General features: G+C 69.7%; 26 protein-coding genes. 11 read left to right on the top strand and 15 right to left on the bottom strand.

The annotated features are described in order from the left end of the window. Window positions 1-90: 90 nt before the first annotated feature. Genes OHA25_RS22135 through OHA25_RS22105 form a run of 7 tightly spaced genes read left to right on the top strand, consistent with a single transcriptional unit; the run spans window position 91 to window position 7,758 of the window. A complete protein-coding gene (locus OHA25_RS22135; RefSeq protein WP_327589398.1) occupies window positions 91-1,164 on the top strand; it encodes an ABC transporter substrate-binding protein in 1,074 nt (357 codons plus the stop codon). 13 nt (window positions 1,165-1,177) lie between these two features. After that, window positions 1,178-2,722 (top strand): sugar ABC transporter ATP-binding protein, encoded by a 1,545-nt coding sequence (locus OHA25_RS22130; RefSeq protein ID WP_327589397.1) that lies wholly within the window; start codon window positions 1,178-1,180, stop codon window positions 2,720-2,722. After that, window positions 2,715-3,644 (top strand): ABC transporter permease, encoded by a 930-nt coding sequence (locus OHA25_RS22125; RefSeq protein ID WP_327589396.1) that lies wholly within the window; start codon window positions 2,715-2,717, stop codon window positions 3,642-3,644. The genes OHA25_RS22130 and OHA25_RS22125 overlap by 8 nt, the downstream gene beginning before the upstream one ends. Beyond that, window positions 3,644-4,633, top strand: coding sequence for an ABC transporter permease (locus OHA25_RS22120; protein ID WP_327589395.1), 990 nt, complete (start codon window positions 3,644-3,646; stop codon window positions 4,631-4,633). The genes OHA25_RS22125 and OHA25_RS22120 overlap by 1 nt, the downstream gene beginning before the upstream one ends. Next, window positions 4,630-5,757 (top strand): M20 family metallopeptidase, encoded by a 1,128-nt coding sequence (locus tag OHA25_RS22115; protein ID WP_327589394.1) that lies wholly within the window; start codon window positions 4,630-4,632, stop codon window positions 5,755-5,757. Before OHA25_RS22120 ends, OHA25_RS22115 begins: the two co-directional genes overlap by 4 nt. 28 nt (window positions 5,758-5,785) lie before the next feature. Further along, entirely contained in the window at window positions 5,786-6,514 is a 729-nt protein-coding gene (locus OHA25_RS22110; RefSeq protein WP_327589393.1) for an MBL fold metallo-hydrolase, read from the top strand. Further along, window positions 6,511-7,758, top strand: coding sequence for an alanine racemase (locus tag OHA25_RS22105; RefSeq protein WP_327589392.1), 1,248 nt, complete (start codon window positions 6,511-6,513; stop codon window positions 7,756-7,758). The genes OHA25_RS22110 and OHA25_RS22105 overlap by 4 nt, the downstream gene beginning before the upstream one ends. A 169-nt stretch (window positions 7,759-7,927) precedes the next feature. Here the strand turns inward: OHA25_RS22105 and OHA25_RS22100 are convergent, their stop codons facing one another. From OHA25_RS22100 to OHA25_RS22050, 11 genes are all read right to left on the bottom strand, one after another. Further along, on the bottom strand, window positions 7,928-8,257 hold the full coding sequence (locus tag OHA25_RS22100; protein WP_327589391.1) for a nuclear transport factor 2 family protein: 330 nt from the start codon (window positions 8,255-8,257) through the stop codon (window positions 7,928-7,930). Then, window positions 8,254-9,354, bottom strand: coding sequence for a low temperature requirement protein A (locus OHA25_RS22095; protein WP_327589390.1), 1,101 nt, complete (start codon window positions 9,352-9,354; stop codon window positions 8,254-8,256). Before OHA25_RS22095 ends, OHA25_RS22100 begins: the two co-directional genes overlap by 4 nt. Before the next feature lie 47 nt (window positions 9,355-9,401). Next, window positions 9,402-9,962, bottom strand: a complete 561-nt coding sequence (locus OHA25_RS22090) for a superoxide dismutase family protein (protein ID WP_327589389.1) — start codon at window positions 9,960-9,962, stop codon at window positions 9,402-9,404. Between the two features lie 98 nt (window positions 9,963-10,060). Continuing rightward, window positions 10,061-10,336, bottom strand: a complete 276-nt coding sequence (locus tag OHA25_RS22085; protein WP_305916462.1) for a 4a-hydroxytetrahydrobiopterin dehydratase — start codon at window positions 10,334-10,336, stop codon at window positions 10,061-10,063. A 9-nt stretch (window positions 10,337-10,345) separates the two neighbouring features. Continuing rightward, window positions 10,346-11,200 (bottom strand): carbohydrate ABC transporter permease, encoded by an 855-nt coding sequence (locus OHA25_RS22080; protein ID WP_327589388.1) that lies wholly within the window; start codon window positions 11,198-11,200, stop codon window positions 10,346-10,348. A gap of 2 nt (window positions 11,201-11,202) precedes the next feature. Then, window positions 11,203-12,117, bottom strand: coding sequence for a carbohydrate ABC transporter permease (locus OHA25_RS22075; RefSeq protein ID WP_327589387.1), 915 nt, complete (start codon window positions 12,115-12,117; stop codon window positions 11,203-11,205). Window positions 12,118-12,121: 4 nt separating this feature from the next. After that, a complete protein-coding gene (gene ngcE / locus OHA25_RS22070; RefSeq protein WP_327589386.1) occupies window positions 12,122-13,516 on the bottom strand; it encodes an N-acetylglucosamine/diacetylchitobiose ABC transporter substrate-binding protein in 1,395 nt (464 codons plus the stop codon). 263 nt (window positions 13,517-13,779) lie between these two features. Continuing rightward, entirely contained in the window at window positions 13,780-14,418 is a 639-nt protein-coding gene (locus OHA25_RS22065; RefSeq protein ID WP_327589385.1) for a hypothetical protein, read from the bottom strand. Then, entirely contained in the window at window positions 14,415-14,759 is a 345-nt protein-coding gene (locus OHA25_RS22060; RefSeq protein WP_327589384.1) for an RNA polymerase sigma factor, read from the bottom strand. The genes OHA25_RS22065 and OHA25_RS22060 overlap by 4 nt, the downstream gene beginning before the upstream one ends. A gap of 33 nt (window positions 14,760-14,792) precedes the next feature. Further along, on the bottom strand, window positions 14,793-16,007 hold the full coding sequence (locus OHA25_RS22055; protein WP_327589383.1) for an aminotransferase class III-fold pyridoxal phosphate-dependent enzyme: 1,215 nt from the start codon (window positions 16,005-16,007) through the stop codon (window positions 14,793-14,795). Then, the gene (locus tag OHA25_RS22050; RefSeq protein ID WP_327589382.1) at window positions 16,004-16,921 is read right to left on the bottom strand and encodes a carbohydrate kinase family protein; all 918 of its coding nucleotides are present in this window, start codon (window positions 16,919-16,921) and stop codon (window positions 16,004-16,006) included. Before OHA25_RS22050 ends, OHA25_RS22055 begins: the two co-directional genes overlap by 4 nt. A gap of 47 nt (window positions 16,922-16,968) precedes the next feature. On the opposite strand from OHA25_RS22050, the gene OHA25_RS22045 reads away from it, so the two are divergent. Further along, window positions 16,969-17,553 carry a TetR/AcrR family transcriptional regulator gene (locus OHA25_RS22045; protein WP_327589381.1) on the top strand — a complete coding sequence of 195 codons (585 nt, stop codon included), beginning with the start codon at window positions 16,969-16,971 and terminating at the stop codon, window positions 17,551-17,553. A gap of 48 nt (window positions 17,554-17,601) precedes the next feature. Next, window positions 17,602-18,234, top strand: a complete 633-nt coding sequence (locus OHA25_RS22040; RefSeq protein ID WP_327589380.1) for a class II aldolase/adducin family protein — start codon at window positions 17,602-17,604, stop codon at window positions 18,232-18,234. On the opposite strand, the gene OHA25_RS22035 is transcribed toward OHA25_RS22040, so the two are convergent. After that, window positions 18,231-19,799, bottom strand: coding sequence for a DUF885 domain-containing protein (locus tag OHA25_RS22035; protein WP_327589379.1), 1,569 nt, complete (start codon window positions 19,797-19,799; stop codon window positions 18,231-18,233). The two genes, OHA25_RS22040 and OHA25_RS22035, sit on opposite strands and share 4 nt — an antisense overlap. Window positions 19,800-19,821: 22 nt before the next feature. On the opposite strand from OHA25_RS22035, the gene OHA25_RS22030 reads away from it, so the two are divergent. Further along, on the top strand, window positions 19,822-21,030 hold the full coding sequence (locus tag OHA25_RS22030; protein ID WP_327589378.1) for a DUF4032 domain-containing protein: 1,209 nt from the start codon (window positions 19,822-19,824) through the stop codon (window positions 21,028-21,030). Between the two features lie 23 nt (window positions 21,031-21,053). Here OHA25_RS22030 and OHA25_RS22025 read toward each other — a convergent pair whose 3' ends face one another. Beyond that, window positions 21,054-21,656, bottom strand: coding sequence for an NAD(P)-dependent oxidoreductase (locus OHA25_RS22025; protein WP_327589377.1), 603 nt, complete (start codon window positions 21,654-21,656; stop codon window positions 21,054-21,056). Window positions 21,657-21,752: 96 nt separating this feature from the next. On the opposite strand from OHA25_RS22025, the gene OHA25_RS22020 reads away from it, so the two are divergent. Beyond that, window positions 21,753-22,061 (top strand): winged helix-turn-helix transcriptional regulator, encoded by a 309-nt coding sequence (locus tag OHA25_RS22020; protein WP_327589376.1) that lies wholly within the window; start codon window positions 21,753-21,755, stop codon window positions 22,059-22,061. A gap of 36 nt (window positions 22,062-22,097) precedes the next feature. Here OHA25_RS22020 and OHA25_RS22015 read toward each other — a convergent pair whose 3' ends face one another. Both OHA25_RS22015 and OHA25_RS22010 read right to left on the bottom strand, forming a co-directional pair. Continuing rightward, window positions 22,098-22,937 (bottom strand): alpha/beta fold hydrolase, encoded by an 840-nt coding sequence (locus OHA25_RS22015; protein ID WP_327591029.1) that lies wholly within the window; start codon window positions 22,935-22,937, stop codon window positions 22,098-22,100. A gap of 44 nt (window positions 22,938-22,981) precedes the next feature. Next, a complete protein-coding gene (locus OHA25_RS22010; RefSeq protein WP_327589375.1) occupies window positions 22,982-23,776 on the bottom strand; it encodes a hypothetical protein in 795 nt (264 codons plus the stop codon). Window positions 23,777-23,823 lie beyond the last annotated feature (47 nt).

Raw genomic sequence — 23,823 nt, 5'->3', positions numbered from 1 at the left:
CCACTGTTGACCGAAACAGCTCCTTAGGAGCATCCTGATCCCACCATACTACGAACCACTTACGAACGTGGTCCGTTAAAGGAGGGCTCCATGACGAGGATGACGCGACGCGCCCTGATCGCCTCGGCGGCACTCGGCGCACTTCTGGCGACCGCGGCGTGCAACGTCGACCAGGGAAATACCACGGCCTCCCCCGCCGGAGCGACCGGCGGCGCGTCGAGCGCCGCACCCAAGGCGCTCAAGGTCGGCTGGTCCACCATCTATCTCGCCCCCTCGTGGATGCAGCAGACCCTGCAGATGCTCGAGGAGGACGTGGCCAAGCTCAAGGCCGAGGGCAAGGTGGCGAGCTATGAGACCTTCAACGCCAACGGCGACACCTCCCAGCAGATCGCCCAGATCCAGGCCATGATCACCCAGAAGTACGACGTCATCCTCGTCGACGCCGGCTCCTCCACCGCGCTCAACCCGGTGATGGAGAAGGCCGTGGCCGCGGGCATCGTGGTCGTGAACTTCGACAGCCTCGTCACCAGCGAGAAGGTCATCAGGGTCGGCACCGACCAGGTCGAGTGGGGCCGGCTGACGGCCCAGTGGCTGGCCGACAAGCTCGGCGGCAAGGGCGAGATCATCGCGATGAACGGCCCGGCCGGCGTGTCCGTCAGCGAGGAGCGCTGGAAGGGCGCGGAAGAGATCTTCAAGAAGTACCCGGACATCAAGATCGCGGCGAACGTCCACAGCGAGTACAACCTGGCCCCGGCCGCGCAGGCGTTCGCCTCGGCCTATTCGGCGCATCCGACCATCACCGGCGTCTTCTCCCAGGGCGGCGCCCTGTCCGCCGCGGCGCTGCAGACCCTGGTGAAGCAGGACAAGAAGCTCGTCCCGATCACCGGTGAGAACTACAACGGCTTCCTCAAGCTGTGGGCCGACAAGCGCAAGGAGGGCTTCTCCTCCATCGCCACGGCGCAGCCCAACTACCTGGCGGTGATCGCGTTGCGGGCCGCGGTGGCCAAGAGCGCCGGCACCGCCGTCCCGTCCACCATCACCGTCCCCCTCCCCGAGATCACCGATGAGAACCTCGACCAGTTCGTCAAGCCGGACCAGCCCGACGACTCCTACCCCATCCAGCCGATCCCGCAGAGCGAGATCGACAAGCTGCTCGGCGCGTAGCGGAGGGACCCGGATGACGCTGCTGAACGTCGAGCGGGTGTCGAAGTCCTTCGCCGGCGTCACCGTCCTGCGCGAGGTCGGCTTCGACATCCGCACCGGAGAGGTGCTCGCCCTGGTGGGCGAGAACGGCGCCGGCAAGAGCACCGTGCTCTCACTGATCACTGGCCTGCTCACCCCGGACTCCGGCACCATCCGGTACGACGGCGAAGCCGTCCGCGCGTGGTCACCGCACCGCGCGCGGGCCGCCGGCATCGCCTCAGTGCACCAGGAGCTGAGCCTGAACCCGCATCAGAGCGTGGCCGAGAACGTGTTCCTCGGGACCTGGCCCAGCCGCCGCGGTTTGGTCCGTCACCGAGACCTGGCGGCCCGTGCCCGCCCGCTGCTGGAGCGGGTCGGCCTGGACGTCGACCCGCGCACGCCCGCCGGGCGGCTGCCGCTCGGCGCGCAGCAGCTCGTGGAACTCGCCAAGGCGCTCACGGCGGACCCGCGTCTGCTGATACTCGACGAGGCCACATCGGCACTCGACGACGACCAGGTGAGCGCGGTCTTCCGGGTGATCGCCGACCTGCGCGAGCGTGGCCGCTCCGTCGTGATCGTCAGCCACCGCATGGGGGAGCTGCTCGCCGTCGCCGACCGGCTGACCGTGCTCAAGGACGGCGAGGTCATGGCCACCCGGGAGCGCGCGCAGACCGACCACGACGACCTCGTCCGGCTGATGGTGGGCCGCGAGCTCTCGGACATGTTCCCTGCCAAGGCGGACATCGCGCCGTCTGACGAAGGGCCGGTTCTGACCGCCTCCGGTCTGTTCGCCGGAGCTCAGGGCGCGGACCTGGAGCTGGCGCCGGGACGGATCGTCGGCCTGGGCGGGCTGCAGGGCCAGGGCCAGCGGGAGGTGTTGCGTGCCCTGTTCGGCCTGCGTCCCCACAGCGGCCGGATCACGGTGGACGGGCGGCCCTGCCGCCTCGTCTCCCCTCGCGAGGCGATCCGCCGCGGCATCGGCTACGTGCCGGAGGACCGCAAGACCGAAGGGCTGCACGTGGTCAGGAGCGTCCGCGCCAACCTCGCGCTGACCAGCCTGCGCACCCTCGCCCCCGCCCGCACGCTGACCACCGTCTCCCGGCGGCGCGAGGACCGGCTCGTGAACGACCTGATCGCCCGCATGCGGATCAAGACCACCTCCCCCGCCCAGGAGGCCCGCCGCCTGTCCGGCGGCAACCAGCAGAAGGTCGCGCTGGCCAAGTGGTTGCCGAACCGGCCCCGCGTTCTCCTGCTCGCCGAGCCGACCCGCGGCATCGATGTCGGCACCAAGCGTGAGATCTACCACCTGCTACGCGAGCTGGCCGGTGAAGGCCTGGCGGTGCTGGTCACCTCCGGCGACACCATGGAGCTGGTGGGCCTGTGCGACGAGGTCCTGGTCATGTACGAGGGCGCGGTCGTGGACCGGCTGGCCGGAGCCGAGCTGACCGAGGAACGCCTGGTCCAGGCGTCGGTGGCAGGCAGGAGCACGGCCGCGGAGGCGGCGGGCGAGAGCACGGCGACGGAGGTGGCCGGTGCGTAACCGCCTCGACCTGCTGGGACTGTGCGCGCTGCTGGCCATGGTGCTCGTCGTCTACCAGCGGCTCGACCCGACGCTGCTGCACCCGTCGACGATCACGATCCTGTCCGCGCAGTTCCTGCCGCTGATCCTGGCCGCCGCCGGGCAGACCATCGTCATGCTGACCGGCGGCATCGACCTGTCGCTCGGCGCCGTGTTGTCGCTCGGCATGGCGGTGTTCGTCATCTATCCTCCCGATGCCCCAGGAGGCGTGGTGGCCGCCATGGCGCTCGCGCTCGCGGTCACCGTGCTGGCGGGCGCGGCCAACGGGGTGCTGGTCGCGTACGCCGGACTGCCGCCGATCATCGTCACGCTGGCGGCGTCGTTCCTGTGGGGCGGGGTCACGCTGATCGTGCTCCCCCAGCCCGGCGGGCATGTGCCCGAAGGGCTGGTGCGGGCCTACAACCTCGGCTGGCACGGCCTAGCGCTGCCCGCCATCGCCATCGGCGTGGCCCTGGGCCTGTGGAAGCTGGTCAAGACGACCCATTTCGGCCTGGCGCTGTACGCCGCCGGCGGCAACGAGCACGGCGCCTACGCCAACGGCATCGACACGCGCCGCGTCAAGATCTACGCGTACGGACTCGCCGGTCTCTTCACCGGGCTGGCCGGGATCGGCCTGGCGATCCAGACCGGGTCGGGCGATCCGACGATCGGTGTGCCGTACACGCTGAACTCCATCGCGGTGGCAGTGCTCGGCGGGATCAGCTTCTTCGGCGGGGTGGGGCAGATGCGCGGCACGCTGCTCGGCGCGCTGCTGCTCGGGCTGCTGACCAACCTGCTGCTGTTCACCGGGATCTCGACCTTCTACCAGATGATCCTGCAGGGTGTCGTGCTGATCGTGGCGGTCGCGGTGAAGACGCTGGCGACCAGGAAGGCGGTGGCCTGATGACGCAGACCGTCCAGGGCTCGGGCGTGCGGGCCGGCGATGCGGGGCCGCGGCGCTCCTTCGACGGGCTGCGCGGCAACCGGGCTCTGTGGGCGTTCGGGGTGCTGGCGCTGACGTGGGTGGCGGCGGTGCTGTTCGCGAGAGGGTTCGGCAGCCTGGCCAGCGTGCGTTACCTGGTGCAGACCGCCTCGTTCCTCGGCATCGTGGCCGTCGGGCAGACGCTCGTGGTGATGATGAGCGGCATCGACCTGTCCGTCTCCGCGGTGGTGGCGCTGTCGGCGGTCGTGTGCGCTCAGGTGGCCGCGGGATCGGGCGGCGCGGTGGCCATCCTCGTCGCGCTGGCGGTCAGCGCGCTGGTCGGGGTGGTGAACGCCGCCGGCATCGTCTGGCTGCGCCTGCCGCCCATGGTCATGACGCTGGCGAGCACCACGGTCATCTCGGGCGCGCTGCTCATCTACACCAACGGCTCGCCCAAGTCGGCGAGCATCCCGCTGCTCGACGCGCTCGCCAACGGCAGCGTGGCGGGGATCCCGCTGGCCACCGTCCTGTGGCTCGGCATCGCGGCCGTCGCCGTCTGGCTGCTACACCTGTCGCGGCTCGGGGCTTACGCCTTTGCGCTCGGCACCAGCGAGCCCGCCTCGCGGGCGTCAGGCGTGCCCGTGCCGGTCACCACCCTCGTGATGTACGCCGCCTGCGCGCTGCTCGCCGGGGTCGCCGGGCTGGTGTTACTCGGGTTCACCGGGACCAGCTCGCTCACCATGGGCAACCCGTACCAGCTGCTGTCGATCGCGGCCGTCGTCCTCGGCGGGACGTCGATCCTGGGCGGACGCGGGCACCTGCTCGGCACGGTCGCCGGCGCGTTGCTGCTGACCCTGCTGACCGCGCTGCTGGTGGCGTGGAACCTCAGCGAAGGGCTGCGGCAGGTGGCGCTGGGACTGCTCATCATCGTGCTCCTGCTCCTGTACGCCCGCGAACGGCGCACGGCATGAGCCCCGCCGAGGCGCTGCTGCGCGAGCTGGTACGCGCCCCCAGCGTCAACCCGCGCGACAGGACGGGGCCGGGCGAGGCCGCGCTGGCCGTGGCCGTCCGCGACTGGCTCGCCGGGCACGGCGTCGCCGCCTCGATCCGCGAGGTGCTGCCCGGGCGGCCCAACGTCGTGGCCGTGGTGCCCGGCCGCGACCCGCGGGCCCTCCTGCTGGTGTCGCACCTGGACACGGTCGAGGTCGAAGGCATGACCGTGGACCCGTACGCGGGTGAGGTCCGCGACGGGCGGTTGTACGGGCGAGGCGCCTGCGACGCCAAGGGCTCCCTGGCGGCGTTCATGCTGGCCGCGGCCGAGCTGGCCGCCGGTCCTGAGCCGCCGTGCACCGTGGTACTCGCCGGGGTGATCGACGAGGAGCACCGCTACCGCGGCGTGCTCGGGCTCCTTGAGGACTTGCCCGTACCCGAGGTGGCCGCGGCGGTGGTCGGCGAGCCGACCGGGCTCGCGGCAGGCATCGCGCACAAGGGGGTGGTCCGCTACACGGTGCGTACGCTGGGCGAGGCCGGCCACGCCTCTCGCCCGGACGATGCGGTCAACGCCGTGACGTTGATGACCCGCGTACTGGCCCACCTGGACGCCACCACGCCCGACGTACCCCACCATCCGCTGCTCGGGGCGGCCACCCGGTGCGTCACCCGGATCCGCGGCGGCACCGGCCCGAACATCGTCCCTGGGCGGTGTGAGATCGACGTGGATAGGCGCACGTTGCCCGGCGAGGATCCGCTGGAAGTGTGGAAGCGAGACCGCGAGGAGCTGGCGCGCCTGCTGCCCGGCCGGATCGAGCTCGACCCGCCGTTCACCGTGGACTACGCGCTCGGCACCCCGGCGGACAGCCCGGTCGTCACCGGACTGTGCCACGTGCTCGCCGCCCGCGGCCTGGACGCGAGGGTGCACGGCATGCCGTTCTGCACGGACGCCAGCAAGATCGCGCGGGCGGGCATCCCGGCGGTGGTCTTCGGGCCTGGCTCGATCCTTGACGCCCACTCGGTGGACGAGTCGATCGTCCTCGCCGACGTGCGCCTCGCCGCCGACCTCATCGTCGATCTGGTCCGGGAGGACGCGTGCGGCTGAACGACCACGTGGACGGCGGGGTGCGCACGTGCGGCTGAGCGATCACGTGGACCTCGTCGGCAGCGGCGCCGCGGGATTCGATCTCACCGATTCCCTGGACTGCCACGTCTACCTGGTCCGGGGTGAGCGGGCGTGCGCGCTGGTCGACGCCGGAGCGGGGCGGGACGTGGAGGCCATCGTGGGCAACCTGGCCGGTGCCGTGCCCGCATACCTGCTGCTCACCCATGGCCACGCCGACCACGCGGGCGGCGCCGCCGCGCTGGCACGGCGGATACCGGGCCTGCGGGTGCTCGCCGGCCCGCCGGCGGACCGATGGATCGCAAGCGGCGACGAGCAGATGATCAGCCTCGATCGGGCGCGGGCGGGCGGCACGTACTCGCGGGACTACACGTTCGCGCCGTGTCCCGGCGTCGAACCCATCGCCGAAGGCGGCCTGATCGACCTGGGAGGCGTGACCCTCCGCGCGGTGGCAACGCCCGGCCACGCCGACGGCCACACCTGTTACCTGCTGGAGGCGCCCGGGCACCGTGCACTGTTCTCCGGCGACTGCGTCTTCACCGGCGGCCGGGTGTCGCTGCAGAACCTGCACGACTGCCGGATCCCCGAGTACGCCGCCAGCCTGGCCCGCCTGGCCGAGTTGAAGGTGGACGCGCTCTTTCCCGGGCATCACGAGATCTCGCTGCGCCGGGCCCATCGGCACCTGACCACCGCCCGCGACGTTCTCGCCCGCGGGCTCCTACCGGAGAGCACCACGTGACGATCAAGCTGTCCCTCCCCGCGGAGCGGATCGACTGGCGGACCAAGGGCCTGTGGTGGCCGGGGCCCCCGGTGTCGCTCGACGAGTTCGCGGCCCAGCGGCACCACCTCTTCGGCGGGGCGTTCACCTGGCCCGTCATGGTGGCCGACCGCGCCGCCCTCGTGCACAACATCGACACCCTGGCCCGCTTCTGCGCCCGGCACGGCCTGGAGTTCGCCCCGCACGGCAAGACCACCATGTCGCCCTCGCTCTTCGCGGCCCAGCTCGCCGCCGGAGCGACGGCGATCACGGTGGCCACGGCGGGCCAGGCGCTGGCGTGCCGGGCGTTCGGTGTGCCGAGCGTGCTGCTCGCCAATGAGCTGCTCGACCCGGGTCCGCTGCGCTGGGCGGTCGAGCAGGTCCAGCAGGGCTTCGACTTCCTGTGCTGCGCCGACTCCGTGACCGGCGTGCGCACGATGGCGGCCGCCGTCGCCTCCGTACCGGGCGGGCGGCCGCTCCGGGTGCTCGCCGAGCTGGGTCATCGAGGCGGGCGCACGGGATGCCGTACGGTCGCCGAGCTGTGCGACGTGGCGCGGGCCATCGTGGAGGCCCCCGGGCTGGAGCTGGCCGGGCTGGCCGCCTACGAGGGCGGGCTGCCCGACGCGGAGGCGGCCGGGCGTTACCTGGCTGGGGTGCGGGCGGCCGTGCACCGGCTGTCGGTCGAGCGCCTGCTGGGAGAGGAGGTCGTCGTCACCGCGGGTGGCAGCAAGTATTTCGACGTGGTCGCCGCTCGGCTGGCCGGCACATGGTTGCCGGGGCACCGGCTGCGGGTGGTGCTCCGCAGCGGCGCCTACATCTCCCACGATGACGGGATTTATCAGGACTGGACGCCTTTCCGGCGCATCCCCGAAGAAGGTTCGCTGGAGCCTGCCCTCCACATGTGGGCCCAGGTGCTTTCGACGCCGGAGGACGGCCTGGCCATTGTGGGCATGGGCAAGCGCGAGGTGGCCTACGACGAGGGCCTGCCTTCGCCGCAGCAGGTCCGCGCCCTCGACGGCACGCTCCGCCCGGCCTGCGGGCTGCGGGTGAGGTCGGTCAACGACCACCACGCTTATGTCGAGGTAGGCGCGGACGCCACGCTCGCGCCGGGTGAGCTGATCCGCTTCGGGATCTCCCATCCCTGCACGGCGTTCGACAAGTGGCAGGTGATCCCGGTGATCGACGGCGACCACACAGTGGTGGACCTGATCCGCACATACTTCTGAATCAGGACGGATCTGGACCGAGCTATGCGAGGACGGCGGCCACCCGCCGATGCACATCGCCGCTGTTCTCCAGTCCGAGCTTGGTGAAGATGGCGCGCCGTCAGCGCCTCCCGCTGGCCGCGTACGTCCCGCCTGGCCAGCAGGTGCGTTCGCGCTGGTGAAGGAATGATCAGGTCACGGGGAGCGCGGCGGCTGTCTGGCGCCAGATCCTGCTGTCCCTGACCACGAGCGTGCCGTACGTCGTCACCCGGTTGCCGCCGATCGTCATCACCGCGTTGTAGAAGATCACGTCATCGGTCACCTGCAGCGAGACGATCTCGTCGACCTGGGGCTTCGCCGACAGATACGCCGTGAACAACTCCCTGATCTCGGCGGGGCCCCTGGCGACGCGGTCGAAGCGGATCACCGTGGCATCGTCGTGGTATTGGGCGAGGAGTGCCTCGAGGTCCTGGCCGGCGATCGCGGCCAGCTGGCGGTCGAACAGGTCCTGGGTGGTCATGCGACGCCTTCCGGTCGTGGTCGGAGCAGGTCGTACGCCACCTGCGCGGCCGCGTACAGGAGAATGAGCGGGAGCGCAGCCGCGGTGGGCAGCGCGGCGGTGGCGACGGTGAGCGCGGCGGCGGCCAGGCGGATGACGGCGGCGCGGCGGTCGAGCGAGCACAGGTGCTGCACCCCGAGCACGGCGAACACCAGCGCGGCCGGCAGTCCGATGGCCCAGCTCGTGCTGGACGGGTGGGCGATGGCGTGCTCGATGCCGATCCCGAAGGCCACCAGGCCCAGCGACAACGGCAGGTGCGAGTAGACCCACACCTGCCCGGCCAGCCGGGTGCGCAGGACGACGGACTCGTCGAGGTGGCCGAAATAGAGCCACCAGAAGCCCATCGCGACGGCCACGCCGGCCAAGGCGATCAGCAGCGTGCCCGGTGTGATGTCGTGGCCCTTGAGGCCGACGACGACCGCGGCGACGACCTCACCGAGCACGATCACCACGAACAGGCCGAAACGTTCGGGCAGGTGCTCGGTCTGCGGAGGCAGCTTGCCCTGGTAGCGGCGGGCCAGCAGGGGCGTGGCCAGGTCGATGACGATGGCGACGGCCCAGAACCAGTAACGCGTGGGCGGCTCGACGGCGAGCGAGGCCAGCCAGATGACCGCGGCCACGGCGAACCCGGCGGCGTAGCGCATCGTCAGCGGCCGGGCCTCGGGCACGTGGCGGCCGGCGCGGGCGTAGGCCACGATGAGCAGCACCCGGGCCACCGCGTAGGCGATCGCGAAGAGCCCGGAGCGGTGCTCGATGTCGCCCACGCTGGCGGCCATGGTCGCCACCGCCAGGATCTGGGGCAGCGCGAGCAGCCGGTGGCTGACGTCGTCGGTGTCGAACCTGTTGGCGTAGAAGACGTATCCCGCCCAGGCCCACCAGATGGGGACGAACAGCCCCACGAACGCGCCGACGTTGTCACCTTCGGCGAGCACCGCGGCCAGCTCCGCTACCGCCACGACGAAGACGAGGTCGTAGAGTAACTCGAGCCAGGTGGCCCGGCGGTGGGCGTCCTCGAAGAGTCTTAATCGGGGTGGCTGCCATTGGCGGCTGCTGGTCACTCATACCTCCGCTATGTAATTGTGTAATTATGCCCTGTCTGCCGGGCTTAGCGTAGCGTGAGGCAGGCGACGCGGTCCCCCGCCTGGCCGGCCTTCGGACCGCTGGTGACGGTGGGCTTGGCGTGGATCACGAGCGAGTGGGGCAGCCGGTTGGGGTCCAGCGCCCAGGGGTTGCGGGCGGTCGAGCGGCCCGCGCCCTGGGCGTCGGTGGCGACGCCCAGCCAGACCTCGCTGACCGGGTCGATCTGTCCCTGGCGGTGCTGGTAGTGCGATCCCGCGTCGTCGGGCTTTTTGCCACATGGCTTGGCGTGCAGGTGGACGCCGTAGGTGTGGCTCGGCAGGAATCCCTCGACGACGAGCGAGGTGCGGGTCTGGCCGCCGGAGGACTCGGTGGTGACGCTGGCCTGAGCGCCCTTGGGGGCCAGCTTGCGGTCGTAGACGATGGCGTCGGTGTCGGACAGGGTGAAGTCGCCGGCGGCGGACAGCGAGAGCTGGCTGTTCGCGGACGCGCCCCGCGCGGGGGCGTTCTGCAGCGGGGCCGACGGGCCCGCGCAGGCGGCGGCGCCGATCGCGACGAGCGGGATGAACAGGACGGTGGGCACGCGCATGAGAGCTCCTCATCGGCCGAGCCGCTGTCAGGCTCGGAGAAAGCACCCACTCTAACGAGTAATCGGCCCACTACCCTGGGTATTCGCCGCCAAGTCTTTCAAGCACCGTGTCTCGCCGCGATGTCGTCGATCATCGCGGCCAGGGTGAAGTCGAGGTCGGTGAGGCCGCCCTGGTCATGGGTGGTGAGCGCCAGATGCAGCGTGCGCCACCGGATGTCGATGTCGGGATGGTGGTTGAGCTCCTCGGCCTTGACCGCGATCTCGTCGACGATGCGGATGGCGGCGGGGAAGTCGGGCGCGGTGACCGTGCGCCGGATCTCCTCGCCCTCGCGCCGCCACTCCGGCAGGGCTTTGAGCTTGCTCTCGACGTCCATGACTGCACCTTATTTCAGTGCCCCCGTGCCGAGCCCGGACTGGATCTGACGCTGGAAAATGATGTAGACGATCATTACCGGCAGGATCGTCATGCTGAGGGCGGCGAACAGGCCCGGCCAGTCGGCCTCATACCCGGCCAAGGTGGAGATCCTGGCGATGCCCTGGGTGAGGACCCATTTGTCCGGGTCGCCGGCGAGGAGGACGAGGGGCAGCAGATACTGATTCCACTGGCCGAGCACGTTGAAGATGGTGATGCTGATCAGGCCGGGCTTGGCCATGGGGACCATGATCTGGAAGAACGTGCGGGTGTGCGAGGCGCCGTCGATGAGGGCCGCCTCGGCGACAGCATCCGGCAATGTCCGGAAAAATGCCGCCAAGAAGAACACCGTGAACGGCAGCGAATAGGCGATGTAGACCAGGACCAGGCCGAGGTGCGAGTTCAGCAGGCCGACCTGCTTGACGACGAAGAAGAGGGGTCCCAGCGCCAGGAAGACCGGGAACGCCAAACCGGCCACAAAGTAGTAATAAATCAGCTTGTTGCCGATGAAGCGGTATCGCGCCAGCACATACGCCGCCATCGACCCGAACACCATCGTCCCAGCCGTACCGAAGAACACGACGATGACCGTGTTGAGCATGTACTGCCCGATGTGCGCTTTATCCCAGGCCCGGCCCCACGCGTCGAGCCGCAGCGCGCCGGGCAACTGCAGCGGGTCGCCGAAGATCTCGGTGTTGGTCTTGAACGACGCCAGGAACGTCCACGCCAGCGGCGCGATGATCAGTAATGCCCAGACCGCCAGCGCCATGTGCGACAGCCCACTGAGCACGCTGGGCCGCGGCCGGCCGATGTCACGCGCGGCCATGTCTAGAGCTCAATCCTCTCGCGCCTGGTGGTACGCAACGTCAGCACGGCGAACGTCACGGTCAGGAAGAACAACGCCACGCCCATCGCGGAGGCGTACCCGACCTTGTTGAAGGCGAAGGCCGTCTTGTAGATGGTGACCGGGAGAATGGTCGTGGCCCCGTCGGGCTCGCCCTTGTCCCCCGCCAGCACCAGGATCAGCGCGAACCCGTCGAAGGCGGCGATGCCGAGATAGATCCAGCCGACCTGGACGGTGTCGCGCAGCAGCGGCAGCGTGATCGAGAAGAAGAGCCGCACGCGCCCGGCGCCGTCGAGCGCCGCGGCCTCGAAATAGTCCCGAGGAATGGCGGCCATCCCCGCGGAGAAGAGCACGACGTAGAACCCGACCGCCTGCCAGACCATCACCGCCATGATCGACCAGAGGGCGAGTCCCGGCTCGGTGAGCCAGCCGACGGGCTCGACGCCGAACCTGCCGAGCACGCCGTTGAGCACACCGTCCTCGTCCGGCCGGTAGACGGCCTGGAACAGCACCCCGACCACGGCCACGGCGAGCACTTGGGGGAAGAAGTACACCACCCGGTAGAACGTCGACCCCCACACGCCCTTCATGCCCGCGCCGCGCGTGCCGCCGCCCAGGTTCAGCAGGAACGACAGGAAGAGCGCGATGACGATGGTGACGATCGGCAGGACGAGCAGGAGAAGTCCGTGATTGCGCAGGGCCCGCCAGAACACCTCGTCCTCGAGCAACCGGCCGAAGTTGTCCAGCCCCACGTAGCGCACGACCGAGGAATATCCGTTCCAGCTCGTCAGCGAGAGCTGGAACGCCTGGATATAGGGGCTGATGACGAAGACCGAATAGAGGGCGACGGGGACGACGAGGAATCCGGCGACGAACCCGTACCTGCGCAACCGCTCCATCGTGCTATTGGCTCCGCGTCTGCTTGGCGACGGCGTCGTCCTTCTTGATGGCGTCGGCTTTCTTCTGCATATTGGCGCAGAACTTCTCCGGCGTGATCCGCCCGGCCATGACCACGTTGATCTGCTCGGTCCCGTAGTCGAAGAGCTCTTTGTACCAGCCTTCGAAACGGGCGTCGGTGATGATGTTCTCACCGGCCGCGTCCTGGGCCTTGGCCGCGCTCTTCAGGCCGGCGGGCAGGTCCACTCCCTCGGCGGCGCCGTTCACCACCGTGAGGTTCTTGGTCTTCTCGGTGAAGCCCTTCGCGCCTTCCTTGGAGAGCATGATGCGCAGGTATTCAAGGCCTCCCTGCGGATTCTTGCCCTTGGCGGCGACGACGAAGTTCTCGCCGACGCCGACCTGGATGGCGCCGTACGGCATCTTGTCGGCGGCGGTGACGTCGGGAATGGGGGCGATGGCGTATTGGAAGTCCAGCGGGATGTCCTTGGTCATCTCGTTCTCGATCCAGGACCCGACCGGGTAGAACAACACCTCGTTCTGCAGGTGCTTGATCTGGGTCTGCGTATGGTCGAGACCGAAGTATGCCTTGTCGCCATATTTCGCCTGGACGTCGGCCCACGCCGTGACCGCCTGCTTCACTGGCTCGGCGTTCCAGGCGTTGTCCACCAGGTTGTCGAGGTCGATGATCACCTGGTTGCCGCCGATCTTGGCAGCGGTGTAGAGCACGTTCCACAACTGGTAGTACGGGCCCTTCTGGCCGGGGTAGGCGAACAGCAGGATGCCGTCCTTCTTCGCGGTCTCCCCCAGCGCCGTGAACTCGGCCCACGTCTTCGGGACCGCCCATCCCCGCGACTCGAACAGCTTGGCGTTGTACCAGAGCGCGCGGTGGGACACGGTGTAGTTCAGCACCAGGTCCTTGCCGTCGATCTTGGCGTTGTCGAGCACGGCCGGCGTGATGGTGTCGCGCACCTTCTTGCCCGGCTCGTCCACCGACGGCGCGTCGAACAGCGGAGCCAGGTCCGCCAGGTGGCCCTCGGCGGCGAGCGCGACCAGGTCCATCGCCTCGGGGCCTGAGTTGTTGAGCACGTCGGGAGCGTCGCCGCCGACGAAACGAGGGCGGAGCTGGGTGCCGATCTGCTGGGTGGCGGTGTGCTTGATCGACACCCCCGCGAACGCCTTCTTGTAGAGCTCCTCGTGCAGGTCCTTCGCGTAGGCGTCGCCGTACCCGCCGCTGAAGATGACCACTTCGAGCGGTTTCTTCGCGTCGACGCCGAAGGGGTTCTTGGGATCGGCGGAGGCGGCGATCGAGGTCGCCGGGGCGGCCGTGGGATCGCCGCCTCCGCCGGCGGTGGCGCAGGCGCTCAGCAGGCCCGCGCCGGGGCCGGCCACGAACGCGGTCATGCCGATACGGCGAAGCAGTTGGCGTCGTGTGATTTCGCCCGGGTGGGTCATGGAGGCTCCCGAATTAGGAAAGTTTCCTAAACGTTTGCCCGAAAGGTACGAACGGCCGCCGACCGGCGTCAAGGTCCGAGATAGAGCCGTGACCTCGCCGTGACCGCGGGCGGCATGGCCGTGACCTGGAGGTAGACGACAGCATCGTCTACCTGGGCGAAGAGGGCAAGAGCCCACGGACATTCACCGACAAGGCCTGCCGATCGTGAGCATCAGTCCTCCCACCAGCCCCGCGGATCCGGAGCCGTGGACTTGGGCAGCGAGTCGGGCGGCACGTCGGGCCCGACCTCGACGGTCACCTCGACGGCGTCGGACGCCGTACTGAACACCGAACCGACGGGCCAGTCGTCCTTGATGTGCGCGGCGTCGACGTTGTAGCCCGAGCCGGTGCCGTCGGGGTGTGACCACATCACCACATATGTGATCTTCATCCCGCGTCTCTCCATCTCGGCCCTGACCTCGGCTACCGGCTTGCCGCGGGCGTCGTAGTCGTCGCCGTTGACCGGATGGATCTGGACGCGCTGGGCATAGGGTTCGCCGGGTGCGGCGGGCCGGCCAATGCCGACCAACGTGCCGACATCCTCCGGTGCCACCGGGACCTTCTTCACCTCGGCATCCAGTCCGACGGCGCGGAAGGCCTCGGTGAACGCCGAGACGTCGGCCTCGGGGTCCGTGATCGTCACGTGGAGGTAGTCGTCGCGGGTCTCGACCGAGACGGCCGCGTTGGCGTACTGGGGCTCCTCGGACATGATCGATTCCATCAGCGCCCGCGCCCCCGCGCAGGACGCCTGCCCCACCGGCTCCTTGAGCAGGTCCTCGTCGCGCACCCGCGCGAGATCGGCGATGTTCACAGGACGCTCCCTTCGACTGCGGCGGCGCGTGCGGTATCGATTCCGGCTGCGGCCAGGGCGCGGGCGAAGCGCCGTCGCGCGCGATAGAGCCTGACTCTTGCGGCGTTGCGGGAAATGCCGAGCGTCCTGGCGATCTGGCCGGGGTCGAGGCGCTCCCAGGCGACCAGGGACAGCAGCTCCCTGTCGTCGTCGGACAGCGCGCGGAAGACCCGGCCGAGCTGTGAGAGGTCGACTGGGCCCGCGGGGACCTCGGCTATCCGGCGCCAGGCGATCATGAAGGTCTCGGCCACCACGTCGGCCGCGTCATCGGGGTCCGCGCATCGGCGTAACGCGTACCCCATGTCCGGAATCCCGGACGCATTACCGAGGAGAGGTCAGCCGAAGTGGGCCCGGGTTTCGGCGAAGGCCCGGTCGGTGCCCTCCAGTGCCTTGGCGACGTCGTCGTCCGTGTGCGCGGCCGACATGAACCAGTTGTGCCACGGGTGCAGATACACCCCGTGCCGCAAGCAGGCGTCGCTCCAGTACATGGCCACGGACAGGTCCGCGTCGCCGTCGAAGCTCAGCCACGGGATCGTGACCGGCCCCGTCTGGTTCACCACGAAGCCGTGGGACTTGGCCTGGTCGTTCAGGCCCTCGCGCAGGAGCGTGCCGGCGCGCTCCATGGCGGCGATGCCGTCCGTGTCACGCAGGGTCTCGATGGTGGCCTTGGCCGCCGCCATGGCGACCGCGGAGAACCAGAACGAGCCCGTCGAGTACAACGTCTGCGCGGGCCCGCGCAGCGCGTCGGTGCCGGTGACGGCGGCGATCGGGTAGCCGTTGGCCATGGCCTTGGACCAGGCCGTCAGATCCGGCCGCACCCCATAAGGCTCCCAGGAGCCTCGCAGGTCGATGCGGAAACCGGCCCGCACGTCGTCGATCACCAGCGCCGCCCCCAGCCGGTCGGCCAGGGCGCGGGCGCCGCGGGCGAAGGCCGGCTCGACCAACTCCTGGTCCTCGAACGAGTCGTGCTTGAACGGCGTCACGATGATCGCCGCCACGTCCCCTTCCACGGTGGCCGCCGCGGCCTCCAGCGACTCCAGCGAGTTGTACGTGAACTCGACCAGGTCGGCCCGCTCGTTCGGCGTCGTGCCCGCCAAGGAGGGCGTGCACCACGGGTCGGCTCCGTGGTAAGCGCCGTGCGCCATCAGCACCTTCGTCCGGCCGGTGGCGGCTCTGGCGACCATCAACGCCTGGGTGGTGGCGTCGGTGCCGTTCTTGGAGAACATCGCCCAGTCGGCGCTCGGGATGGTGTCCACGAGCAGCTCGGCCAGCTCCACCATGATCGCGCCGGGACCGTTGAGGCAGTCGCCGAGCGCGGCCTGGCGGGCGGCGGCCCGCTCCACGCGCGGGTGCCGGTGCCCGAGCACGATGGGACCCCAGCTGCACATGAAGTCGATGTACTCGCGCCCGTCCACGTCCCACTGCCGGCACCCTTCGCCGCGCTCGAAGAACTGCGGGTAGCCGGGGGCGAAGATGGCGGCGTTGAGGTGCCCGTACATGCCGCCGGGGACGACCTTCGCGGCGCGCAGGCGGAGTTCGGCGTCGTTCACGTGAGCGTCCTTAGGGTCGAGTCGAGGTCGGTGAGCCCGGCGTCGGAGCCGAGGCCGGTGGCGACGCGGGCGGCGGCGGCCGTGCCCCATCGTGCGGCCGTCAGGACGTCCTGGTCGTGGAGGAGGCCGGTGAGGAAACCCGCGCAGTACGCGTCGCCGCAGCCGGTCGTGTCCACCACGTCCGTCTTGAGCGCGGGTACGTGTTCGGAGCCGGCGTCGGTGACGACGAGGCTGCCTTCCGCGCCCATCGTGATCAGCACGCCGCGCGGTCCGTCGCCGAGCAGTGCGGCCGCGGCCTCGGGGATGTCCGTGCAGCCGGTCATGAGGAGGGCCTGGGATTCGTTCGGCAGCACGTAGTCGACGTGGGGGAGGAAGGCGCGGGCCATGCCCAGTAAGTCGGGCATCTCCGACAGGAGGTCCATGGTGATGATGGTCCCGGCCGCCCGTACCTCGTCCAGGAGGGCGAAGAAGGCCGGATCCCCCAGGCCGAACGTGACGTCCATGCCGCCGAGATGGATCGCCCGCACGCCGCGCAGCGCGGCGACGTCCAGGTCGGCGTAGGTCACGGACAGGTTCGCGCCGGGCACGTGGAAGCTGGGCCGCCCGCCGTCCGGCCGGATCGGCAGGATCGAGGCGGCCGTCTGCTCCCCCGTCCTGCGGGCCAGGAACGAGGTGTCCACTCCCCGCTTGGCCAGCACCATCAGCAGGAAGTCGCCGAGCTCGTCGTCACCGATGGCGCCCATCGTGACCACGTCGTTGCCCAGCTTGACCAGATCGACCGCCGTGCCGGCGGCGGCGCCCGCGGCGGTGAGGCGGATCTGGTCGACCAGCACGGTGTCCTGGCCCTCGGGAATGTGATCGATGGGCCTGGCGAGGATGTCGGCGATGTGGACGCCGACGGTGGCGATGGTCATAGTCTAAATAGACAGACGTCCGAATAAAAAGTCAATGGAGGCGACCGATGCCGAAGATCGTCGATCATGACGAGCGCAGGCGCGAGCTGTTGTCGGCGGCGCGCCGGGTGATCGTCAGGGACGGCATCGACGCCGCCACCACCAGGGCCATCGCCAAGGAGGCCGGCTACTCCAACGGGGTGCTCGCCCACTACTTCACCGACAAGGACGAGATCCTGCTGTCGGCGCTGCGGCAGTCGCACCAGCGCATCAGGGCGCGGCTGGCCCGCAAGGTGGAGGGCGTGACGGGGCTCGCGGCCCTGCGCGAACTGCTGCTCGACAACTTGCCGCTGGACGCCGATCGTACTCAGGAGACGCGGCTGGAGGTCAGCTTCTGGAGCCGCAGCCTGGCCTCGGAGCTACTGGCGGAGGTGCAGCGGGCGGAGGCGGAGGAGTTGCGGGCCGCCGTACGCGACCTGCTGGGCCAGGCGCGCGCGGCCGGCGAGCTGCGCGCGGACGACAACCTCGACGACCTGACCGAGCACCTGCTCGCCCTGGTCGACGGCCTCAGCCTGCACCTGCTGCTCTATCCCGGCCGGCTGACCCGCGTCGACCTGGAGCGGATCATGCTGCAGGCACTCGACCGCCTGTGATCCGCCGTTGATTGCTGTATATCGGACGACCGACTACATTGCCAGCGTATGAGCCTCCGCGAGCAGCTGTGCGAGTATGGCCGGCGCGCCGTCGAGCTCGGCCTGGTCATCGGCACCTCGGGCAACCTGAGCGTGCGCCAGGGCGACCTGGTCGCGGTGACCCCGTCGGGGGCGGCGCTGGACCGGCTCACCCCGGAGATGTGCCCCATCGTGGACGTCGAGGGTTACCTGGTGGAGGGCGAGCTGCAGCCGTCGAGTGAGACGCCCATGCATCTGGCCGTCTACGAGACCACCGACGCGCAGGCCGTCGTGCACACGCACTCGGTGTTCGGGACCGTCGTGGCGACCACCATGACCGAGCTGCCGCCGGTGCACTACAACGCGCTGCTGCTGGGCGGCGTGGTCAAGGTCGCCGAGTACGCCACCTATGGCACGCCGGAGCTGGCCGCCAACGTGCGGGCGGCGCTGGAGGGCAAGCAGGCCGCCCTGATGGCCAACCACGGCGGGGTGACCATCGGGGCGACGCTGGAGCAGGCGTTCGAGGCCACCCGGCTGCTCGAGTGGCTCTGCGAGGTCTACGTCCGCGGCCTCGGCGTGGGCAAGCCGACCATCCTGACGGAGGAGCAGCTGGCCGCCGTGGTCGAGCGTGCGCTCAACCCGCCCGAGTTCCCCCGGCGTTAGGCCAGCGCCACCTGCTCCGCCAGGCCCAGTGGCAGGCCCCCGGACCCCGCGATCGTGTCGTGGAACTCCTTCAGCGTGCCCTGGAACGACGCGCGGATGCGGTCGATCTCGATGGCGCCGGTGAGGTAGGAGGGCGCCTGCGTGGGCCACGCGCAGTAGCGGTTCACCTCGCCCTGGGCGGTGCCGGGCGAGAGCGACGCCTTCGTGGCCATGAACGTCTCGGCCTCTTCGATCGACATGTCCTCACAGTGCAGCGCCGTGTCCACGACGATCCTGGCGGCGCGGAAGATCCGGCAGTCCAGGTGCGCCAGCTCGGTGGCGGGGGTGTCGAAGTAGCCCTGCTCGTGCAGGAGCTTCTCGACGTAGAGGGCCCAGCCCTCGGTGAAGTACGCCGTGCGGAAGACCTTCCTGACCGTGCGCGGGTTGCCCGCCATGTACGACAGGTGCCAGTGGTGCCCCGGGTACGCCTCGTGGACGGCGATCGACGGCATCTGGGCTCGCGAGTTGGTGCGCAGGCGCTGGCGCACCTGCTCGGGGGTGAAGTCGTCAGGCGTGTACGGCACGAAGAACACGCCGGTCCGCGAACTGGCCAGCGGCGGCGGCGCGAGGTAGTGGGCGACGGCCAGGATCGGCCGGGTGTACTCGGCGGACGGCAGCACGTGGCACTCCTCGCCGTCGGCGAACGTGACCAGGTCCCGCTCCCTGACGAACTCCCGTGCCCGCCGGGTCTCCGCCTCGTACTCGGCCCGCATGTCCGCCAAGGTCGGCGGATGGTCGTCCATGAGGGTCTCCATCGCGGCCCGCCAGTCCTCGCTCCCGTTGACCCGGACCGCCACCTCCCGCATCCTGGCGTCCAGCTCGGCCCAGGCGCTCTTGCCCTTCTCGTGCAGCTCGGCGGCGCCGTACCCGAGGAGCTCGCGCTCGCGCAGCAGCGTGGAGTAGAGCCGCTCCCCCATCCGCCAGGTGCCACCGCACTGGAAGGACTCGAGGAACGCGACAAGCCGGTCGAACGCCTCGGCGGCCGGCTCGGCTGCGGCCGCCAGCTCGGCCCGCAGGTCGGAGTCCTCCACCATGCCCGGGATCGTCCTGGTGAGGAAGTTGCGGCCGGTGCGGGCCTGGCCGAGACCTCGCTGGATCAGCAGCGGCGCCGCCAGGTCGGGGTCGAGGTTCGCCCGGCAGGCCGCCAGCACGGCAGGAACCTCCGCTAACCGGGAGATCGCGGACGACACCAGCTCGGGCTCGGGCTTGAGGCGCCGCTGGAACGGCGTGTACATGGAGCCGAAGATCGACGAGAGGTAGGCGGCGGGGTCGCGGCGCCACTCGGGCCAGGACGCCAGCGCGATGGAGCCTCTCAGCTGCGAGAGGACAAGGTCTCTGTCGATCGCGTCGTCGGGCGAGGCGGCCTCGGTCGCCGACAGGCGCTCGAGCCAGCGGACCTCTTCCTTCTCGCGGGCGGTCCAGGCGGAGGCGGTGAAATCGCCGAGGGTGTGATCGTAGCCGTCGGCTCCCAGGAAGCTGGCGACGACGGGACGGTCGGAAAAGTACCACTTGAGAAACTCGTCCACCGGTGCACCTTATCCTGAGCAAATGCCCCTGCAGATGACTGGCGCGCTCGGTGACCCCGACCTCATTCGCCTCCCCTGGGACGTTCCACTCGCTGACTGGCCGCAGCACCATCTCGTCGATCTCCCGCGCGGCATCTCGCGGCACGTGGTGCGCTTCGCCCGGCTCTCGGGCAAGGTGTACGCGATCAAGGAGATCAGTGAGCGCTACGCCAAGCGCGAATACCAGTTGTTGTGGGACCTGGCCCGGCTCGACGCACCGGCCGTGGAGCCGGTCGCGTACGTCACCGGCCGCGAGCACGACCTGGACGCGGCGCTGATCACCAGGCACCTGCAGTTCTCGCTGCCCTACCGCGCCGTCATGTCGGGCACGCTACGCCCCGACACGCTCACCCGGCTGCTCGACGCCCTGGCCGTGCTCCTGGTGCGGCTCCACCTGAACGGCTTCTACTGGGGCGACTGCTCGCTGTCCAACATCCTGTTCCGCAGAGACGCGGGGGCGTTCGCGGCGTACCTGGTGGACGCCGAGACCGGCGAGATGCACCCGATGATCAGCAACGGCCAGCGGCTGGCCGACATCGACGCGGCGCACACCAACATCTTCGGCGAGATGCTCGACCTGGAGGCGGGTGGGCTGCTGCACCCGTCCATCGACCCCATGGAGACCGCCGAGGACGTCGTCACCCGCTACCACCGCCTGTGGGACGAGATCAACGAGAGCGAGATCATCGAGGAGGTGGACTGGCACCGCGTGGAGCAGCGGATCAGGCGGCTCAACCTGCTGGGCTTCGACGTGGCCGAGATGATGGTGCGGCGCAAGGTCGGCACCGGGCGGCTCATCGTGCGGCCCAAGGTCGTCGACGCCGGGCACCACCAGCGGCGGTTGCTCCGGCTGACCGGGCTCGACGTGGAGGAGAACCAGGCGCGGCGGCTGCTCAACGACCTCGACGGGTTCCGGGTGGCCAAGGGGCTGCGGCACGAGGACGAGGCCATCGTGGCGCACAAGTGGCTGGCGGAGGTGTTCCAGCCGACGGTCGAGGCCATTCCCGCGGGGCTGCGCGGGAAGCTGGAGCCCGCGCAGCTGTTCCACGAGATTCTGGACCACCGCTGGTATCTGTCGGAGCAGGCGGGCGCGGACGTCGGGCTGGAGGCGGCCGTGAAGTCGTATGTGGACAACGTGCTCGTCCACAAGCCCGACGAGAAGGCGCTGCTGCCGGAGGACGCCGCTCAGTAGGCCACCGTTCAGTACGCCTCCGTTCAGTAGGCCACCGTGATGCGCCGGCGCGGATGTGCGCCGTTCTCCAGCTCGTCCGCGACGGCGACCGCGTAGTCCTCGGCGCTGATGAAGCTGCGGCCCTTCTCGTCCACCAGCAGCTGGTCGCCGCCGATGCGGTAGACCCCGGTGCGCTCGCCGGGCGCGATCTCGGCGGCCGGCGAGATGTACGTCCAGTCCAGGTCCTCCACCTCGCGGAAGAGGCGCAGCACGGCACGCGCGGCCAGCGCCTCTTTCTTGTAGATCTCCGGGAACTCGGGCGTGTCGACCAGGTCGACCCCGGGGGCGACCTGGAGGCTGCCGGCGCCGCCGACGGCGATCAGGCGGCGCACGCCGGCCACGCGCACGCCGTCGATCAGCGCGCGATAGGCGGCGACGAAGGGCGGTTCCGGCTCGGTGCCGTCGCGCGGCGGGCTGATGGCGGAGACGACGGCGTCATAGCCCTTGGCCAGAGTGGCGGAGTCGTGAACGTCGCCCTTGACGGGACCCGAGCGGCTGACGCCGGTCACCTCGTGCCCGCGGTCGGTGAGCTCTGCGGCGATGCGCTGGCCGATCATGCCGGTCGCGCCAAAGAGAAGGATCTTCATGGCAGCAAGAGTATCCATTGGATACTGGTTACTTCATCGTGCTATAAGTACCTTATGGATATCGGCGATGTCTTCGATATGAATTGCCCGACTCGGGTGGTTCTGGATCGGATCGGCGACAAATGGTCGGTGCTGGTCGTGCTCAGCCTCATCGGCGGGCCGATGCGATTCACCCAGCTGCGGGCACAGATCGGCGGGGTCACACCCAAGGTGCTGACGCAGACGTTGCGGGCCATGGAGCAGGACGGGCTCGTCACGCGGGAGGTGTTCGCCGAGGTGCCGCCGCGGGTCGAGTACACGCTGACGGATCTCGGGCGCTCGCTGCACGAACCGATCTCAGCGGTGGCCGAGTGGGCCGAGCAGAACATCGTCGAGATAATCCGGTGCCGCGAGAAGTCGGCCTGAGCGGCCCGCAGGCCGGTGCGGGCCGCCGCCGGGCGTTCAGGCGCTGGTGAGCTTGGTGATCTCGGTGACGATGTCGGCCCAGAGGGGACGTGGCAGGTCGTGGCCCATGCCGGGATAGGTCACCAGCCTGGCACCGGGGATGGCCGCCGCCGTGGCCTGACCGCCCGCCACGGGGATGAGCTGGTCCGCCTCGCCGTGCAGGACCAGAGTGGGCACCTTCACCTGGGCGAGCAGCTCCGTCCGGCCGCCCGAGGCCATGATGGCGGCCAGTTGCCTGGCCGTGCCCGCAGGATCGAAGCACCGGTCGTAGGCCATCCCGGCCATCTCGATGATCCGCTCGCGGTCCAGGTCGTAGCCGGGCGAGCCGATGACGGACCAGGTGCGCAGCGCCTGCTCCAGCACGCCGTCACGGTCGGCCGGCGGCGTGGCCATCAGCACCTCGGCCGCCGCCGCGGTCGGTGGGGCGACCTCGGGGCCCGGGGTCGACATGATCGAGGTCAGGGTCAGCACCCGTCCAGGATGCCGGATGGCCAGGGCCTGGGCGATCATCCCGCCCATCGATGCACCGACCACATGGGCGGCGGGCCAGCCGAGTGCCTCCATGAGGCCGGCGGCGTCGTCGGCCAGGTCGTCGAGCAGGTACGGCGCAGGCGTCCCCGCTGGGGGGACACCCTGGTCGTGGAAGTGCGTGGACAGGCCGGCGTCGCGGTTGTCGAACCGTACGACGTGGTGTCCCTGCTCCGCCAGGAGCCGGCAGAGCCCCTCGTCCCAGTGGATGAGCTGGGCGCCTAGCCCCATGATGAGGAGCAGGGGTCGTCCTGCCGGTGAGCCGAAGGTCTCGTAGGCGATGTTGATGCCGTTGACGGCTGCGCGCATGGTCACGGAGACCAGAATGACATTCTGGTCTCCGTCTCGTAAAGTCAGCGCTTGATAAGTCTGCGCAGGCGCTTGTGACCGAGCACCACGCCGCCCCCGGCCATGGCCAGCGCGCCCGTGAGGAGGACGCCGCTCACGGCGCTCGACTCCTCCACCTCGGTCTTGGGCGTGACGGGGTGCCCAACCGGAGCCGCGACCGCCTTGCCACCGGCGGGCTCCTCGACGGGCTCGACCTCGGCGGACTTGGCCTCGGGGGTCTTGACCTCGGCAGGCTCCTCCTCTGCCACCACCTTCGGAGGCTTGGCTGGGTTAGTGTCCTTCCTGCCCCAGGCGCCGGTGGAGAAGGGGACCGGGTAGTTCTTCTTGCCGACGCCGTCGCCCCACTTCGTGATGACGTAGTCGATCTTGATGTGACCCTGGCCGCCGACGCCCTCCACGCTGAGCGTATTGGGGTTGAACCTGCCGCCGGTCAGCTCCGCGAAGGTCTTGGCGTCCAAGTCGAGCATGATGCCACGGTTGGAGGGCACGCCCGGGCCGCGGTCACCGACGAAGAAGGGGAGCTTCTTGCCCTTGTAGACCACATATCCCTCGGTCAGCAGCGGCCAGCTCGGACTGGCGGCCAGACCTTTCTGCATGGGCTTGCCGCTGGCGGGCATGCCCGTGTCACCGTTGCGGCCGGATCCGTCGTCCCAGTAATAGGACGCCGTGGTAGAGCCCTTGAGCAGGATCTTCTCTTCGGTGTCGGAATCGGCGTGGGCCGCCGTGCAGGCGATGGCCACAACGGTGGTGGCGGAGGTGGCGAACAGGGCGCAGGAACGCAGGCCAAAACGTGCAGACATGGGGCAGTGAGGTCCTTTGCGAGGGGTCAGGGACACGCGCTCCCCAA

Source organism: Nonomuraea sp. NBC_00507, from assembly GCF_036013525.1.
Classification (GTDB): Bacteria; Actinomycetota; Actinomycetes; order Streptosporangiales; family Streptosporangiaceae; genus Nonomuraea.
The sequence above is the reverse complement of the archived record's forward strand: the minus strand, read 5'-3'. Positions and strand labels throughout refer to the sequence as shown.

What these genes read in the sequence shown, in the direction of transcription:
- OHA25_RS22135 (WP_327589398.1), top strand. Translation starts at nt 91, where the DNA reads ATGACGAGGATGACGCGACGCGCCCTGATCGCCTCGGCGGCACTCGGC.
- OHA25_RS22130 (WP_327589397.1), top strand. Translation starts at nt 1,178, where the DNA reads ATGACGCTGCTGAACGTCGAGCGGGTGTCGAAGTCCTTCGCCGGCGTC.
- OHA25_RS22120 (WP_327589395.1), top strand. Translation starts at nt 3,644, where the DNA reads ATGACGCAGACCGTCCAGGGCTCGGGCGTGCGGGCCGGCGATGCGGGG.
- OHA25_RS22115 (WP_327589394.1), top strand. Translation starts at nt 4,630, where the DNA reads ATGAGCCCCGCCGAGGCGCTGCTGCGCGAGCTGGTACGCGCCCCCAGC.
- OHA25_RS22100 (WP_327589391.1), bottom strand. Translation starts at nt 8,257, where the DNA reads ATGACCACCCAGGACCTGTTCGACCGCCAGCTGGCCGCGATCGCCGGC.
- OHA25_RS22090 (WP_327589389.1), bottom strand. Translation starts at nt 9,962, where the DNA reads ATGCGCGTGCCCACCGTCCTGTTCATCCCGCTCGTCGCGATCGGCGCC.
- OHA25_RS22085 (WP_305916462.1), bottom strand. Translation starts at nt 10,336, where the DNA reads ATGGACGTCGAGAGCAAGCTCAAAGCCCTGCCGGAGTGGCGGCGCGAG.
- OHA25_RS22080 (WP_327589388.1), bottom strand. Translation starts at nt 11,200, where the DNA reads ATGGCCGCGCGTGACATCGGCCGGCCGCGGCCCAGCGTGCTCAGTGGG.
- OHA25_RS22075 (WP_327589387.1), bottom strand. Translation starts at nt 12,117, where the DNA reads ATGGAGCGGTTGCGCAGGTACGGGTTCGTCGCCGGATTCCTCGTCGTC.
- ngcE (WP_327589386.1), bottom strand. Translation starts at nt 13,516, where the DNA reads ATGACCGCGTTCGTGGCCGGCCCCGGCGCGGGCCTGCTGAGCGCCTGC.
- OHA25_RS22060 (WP_327589384.1), bottom strand. Translation starts at nt 14,759, where the DNA reads ATGGGGTACGCGTTACGCCGATGCGCGGACCCCGATGACGCGGCCGAC.
- OHA25_RS22050 (WP_327589382.1), bottom strand. Translation starts at nt 16,921, where the DNA reads ATGACCATCGCCACCGTCGGCGTCCACATCGCCGACATCCTCGCCAGG.
- OHA25_RS22045 (WP_327589381.1), top strand. Translation starts at nt 16,969, where the DNA reads ATGCCGAAGATCGTCGATCATGACGAGCGCAGGCGCGAGCTGTTGTCG.
- OHA25_RS22040 (WP_327589380.1), top strand. Translation starts at nt 17,602, where the DNA reads ATGAGCCTCCGCGAGCAGCTGTGCGAGTATGGCCGGCGCGCCGTCGAG.
- OHA25_RS22030 (WP_327589378.1), top strand. Translation starts at nt 19,822, where the DNA reads ATGCCCCTGCAGATGACTGGCGCGCTCGGTGACCCCGACCTCATTCGC.
- OHA25_RS22025 (WP_327589377.1), bottom strand. Translation starts at nt 21,656, where the DNA reads ATGAAGATCCTTCTCTTTGGCGCGACCGGCATGATCGGCCAGCGCATC.
- OHA25_RS22015 (WP_327591029.1), bottom strand. Translation starts at nt 22,937, where the DNA reads ATGCGCGCAGCCGTCAACGGCATCAACATCGCCTACGAGACCTTCGGC.
- OHA25_RS22010 (WP_327589375.1), bottom strand. Translation starts at nt 23,776, where the DNA reads ATGTCTGCACGTTTTGGCCTGCGTTCCTGCGCCCTGTTCGCCACCTCC.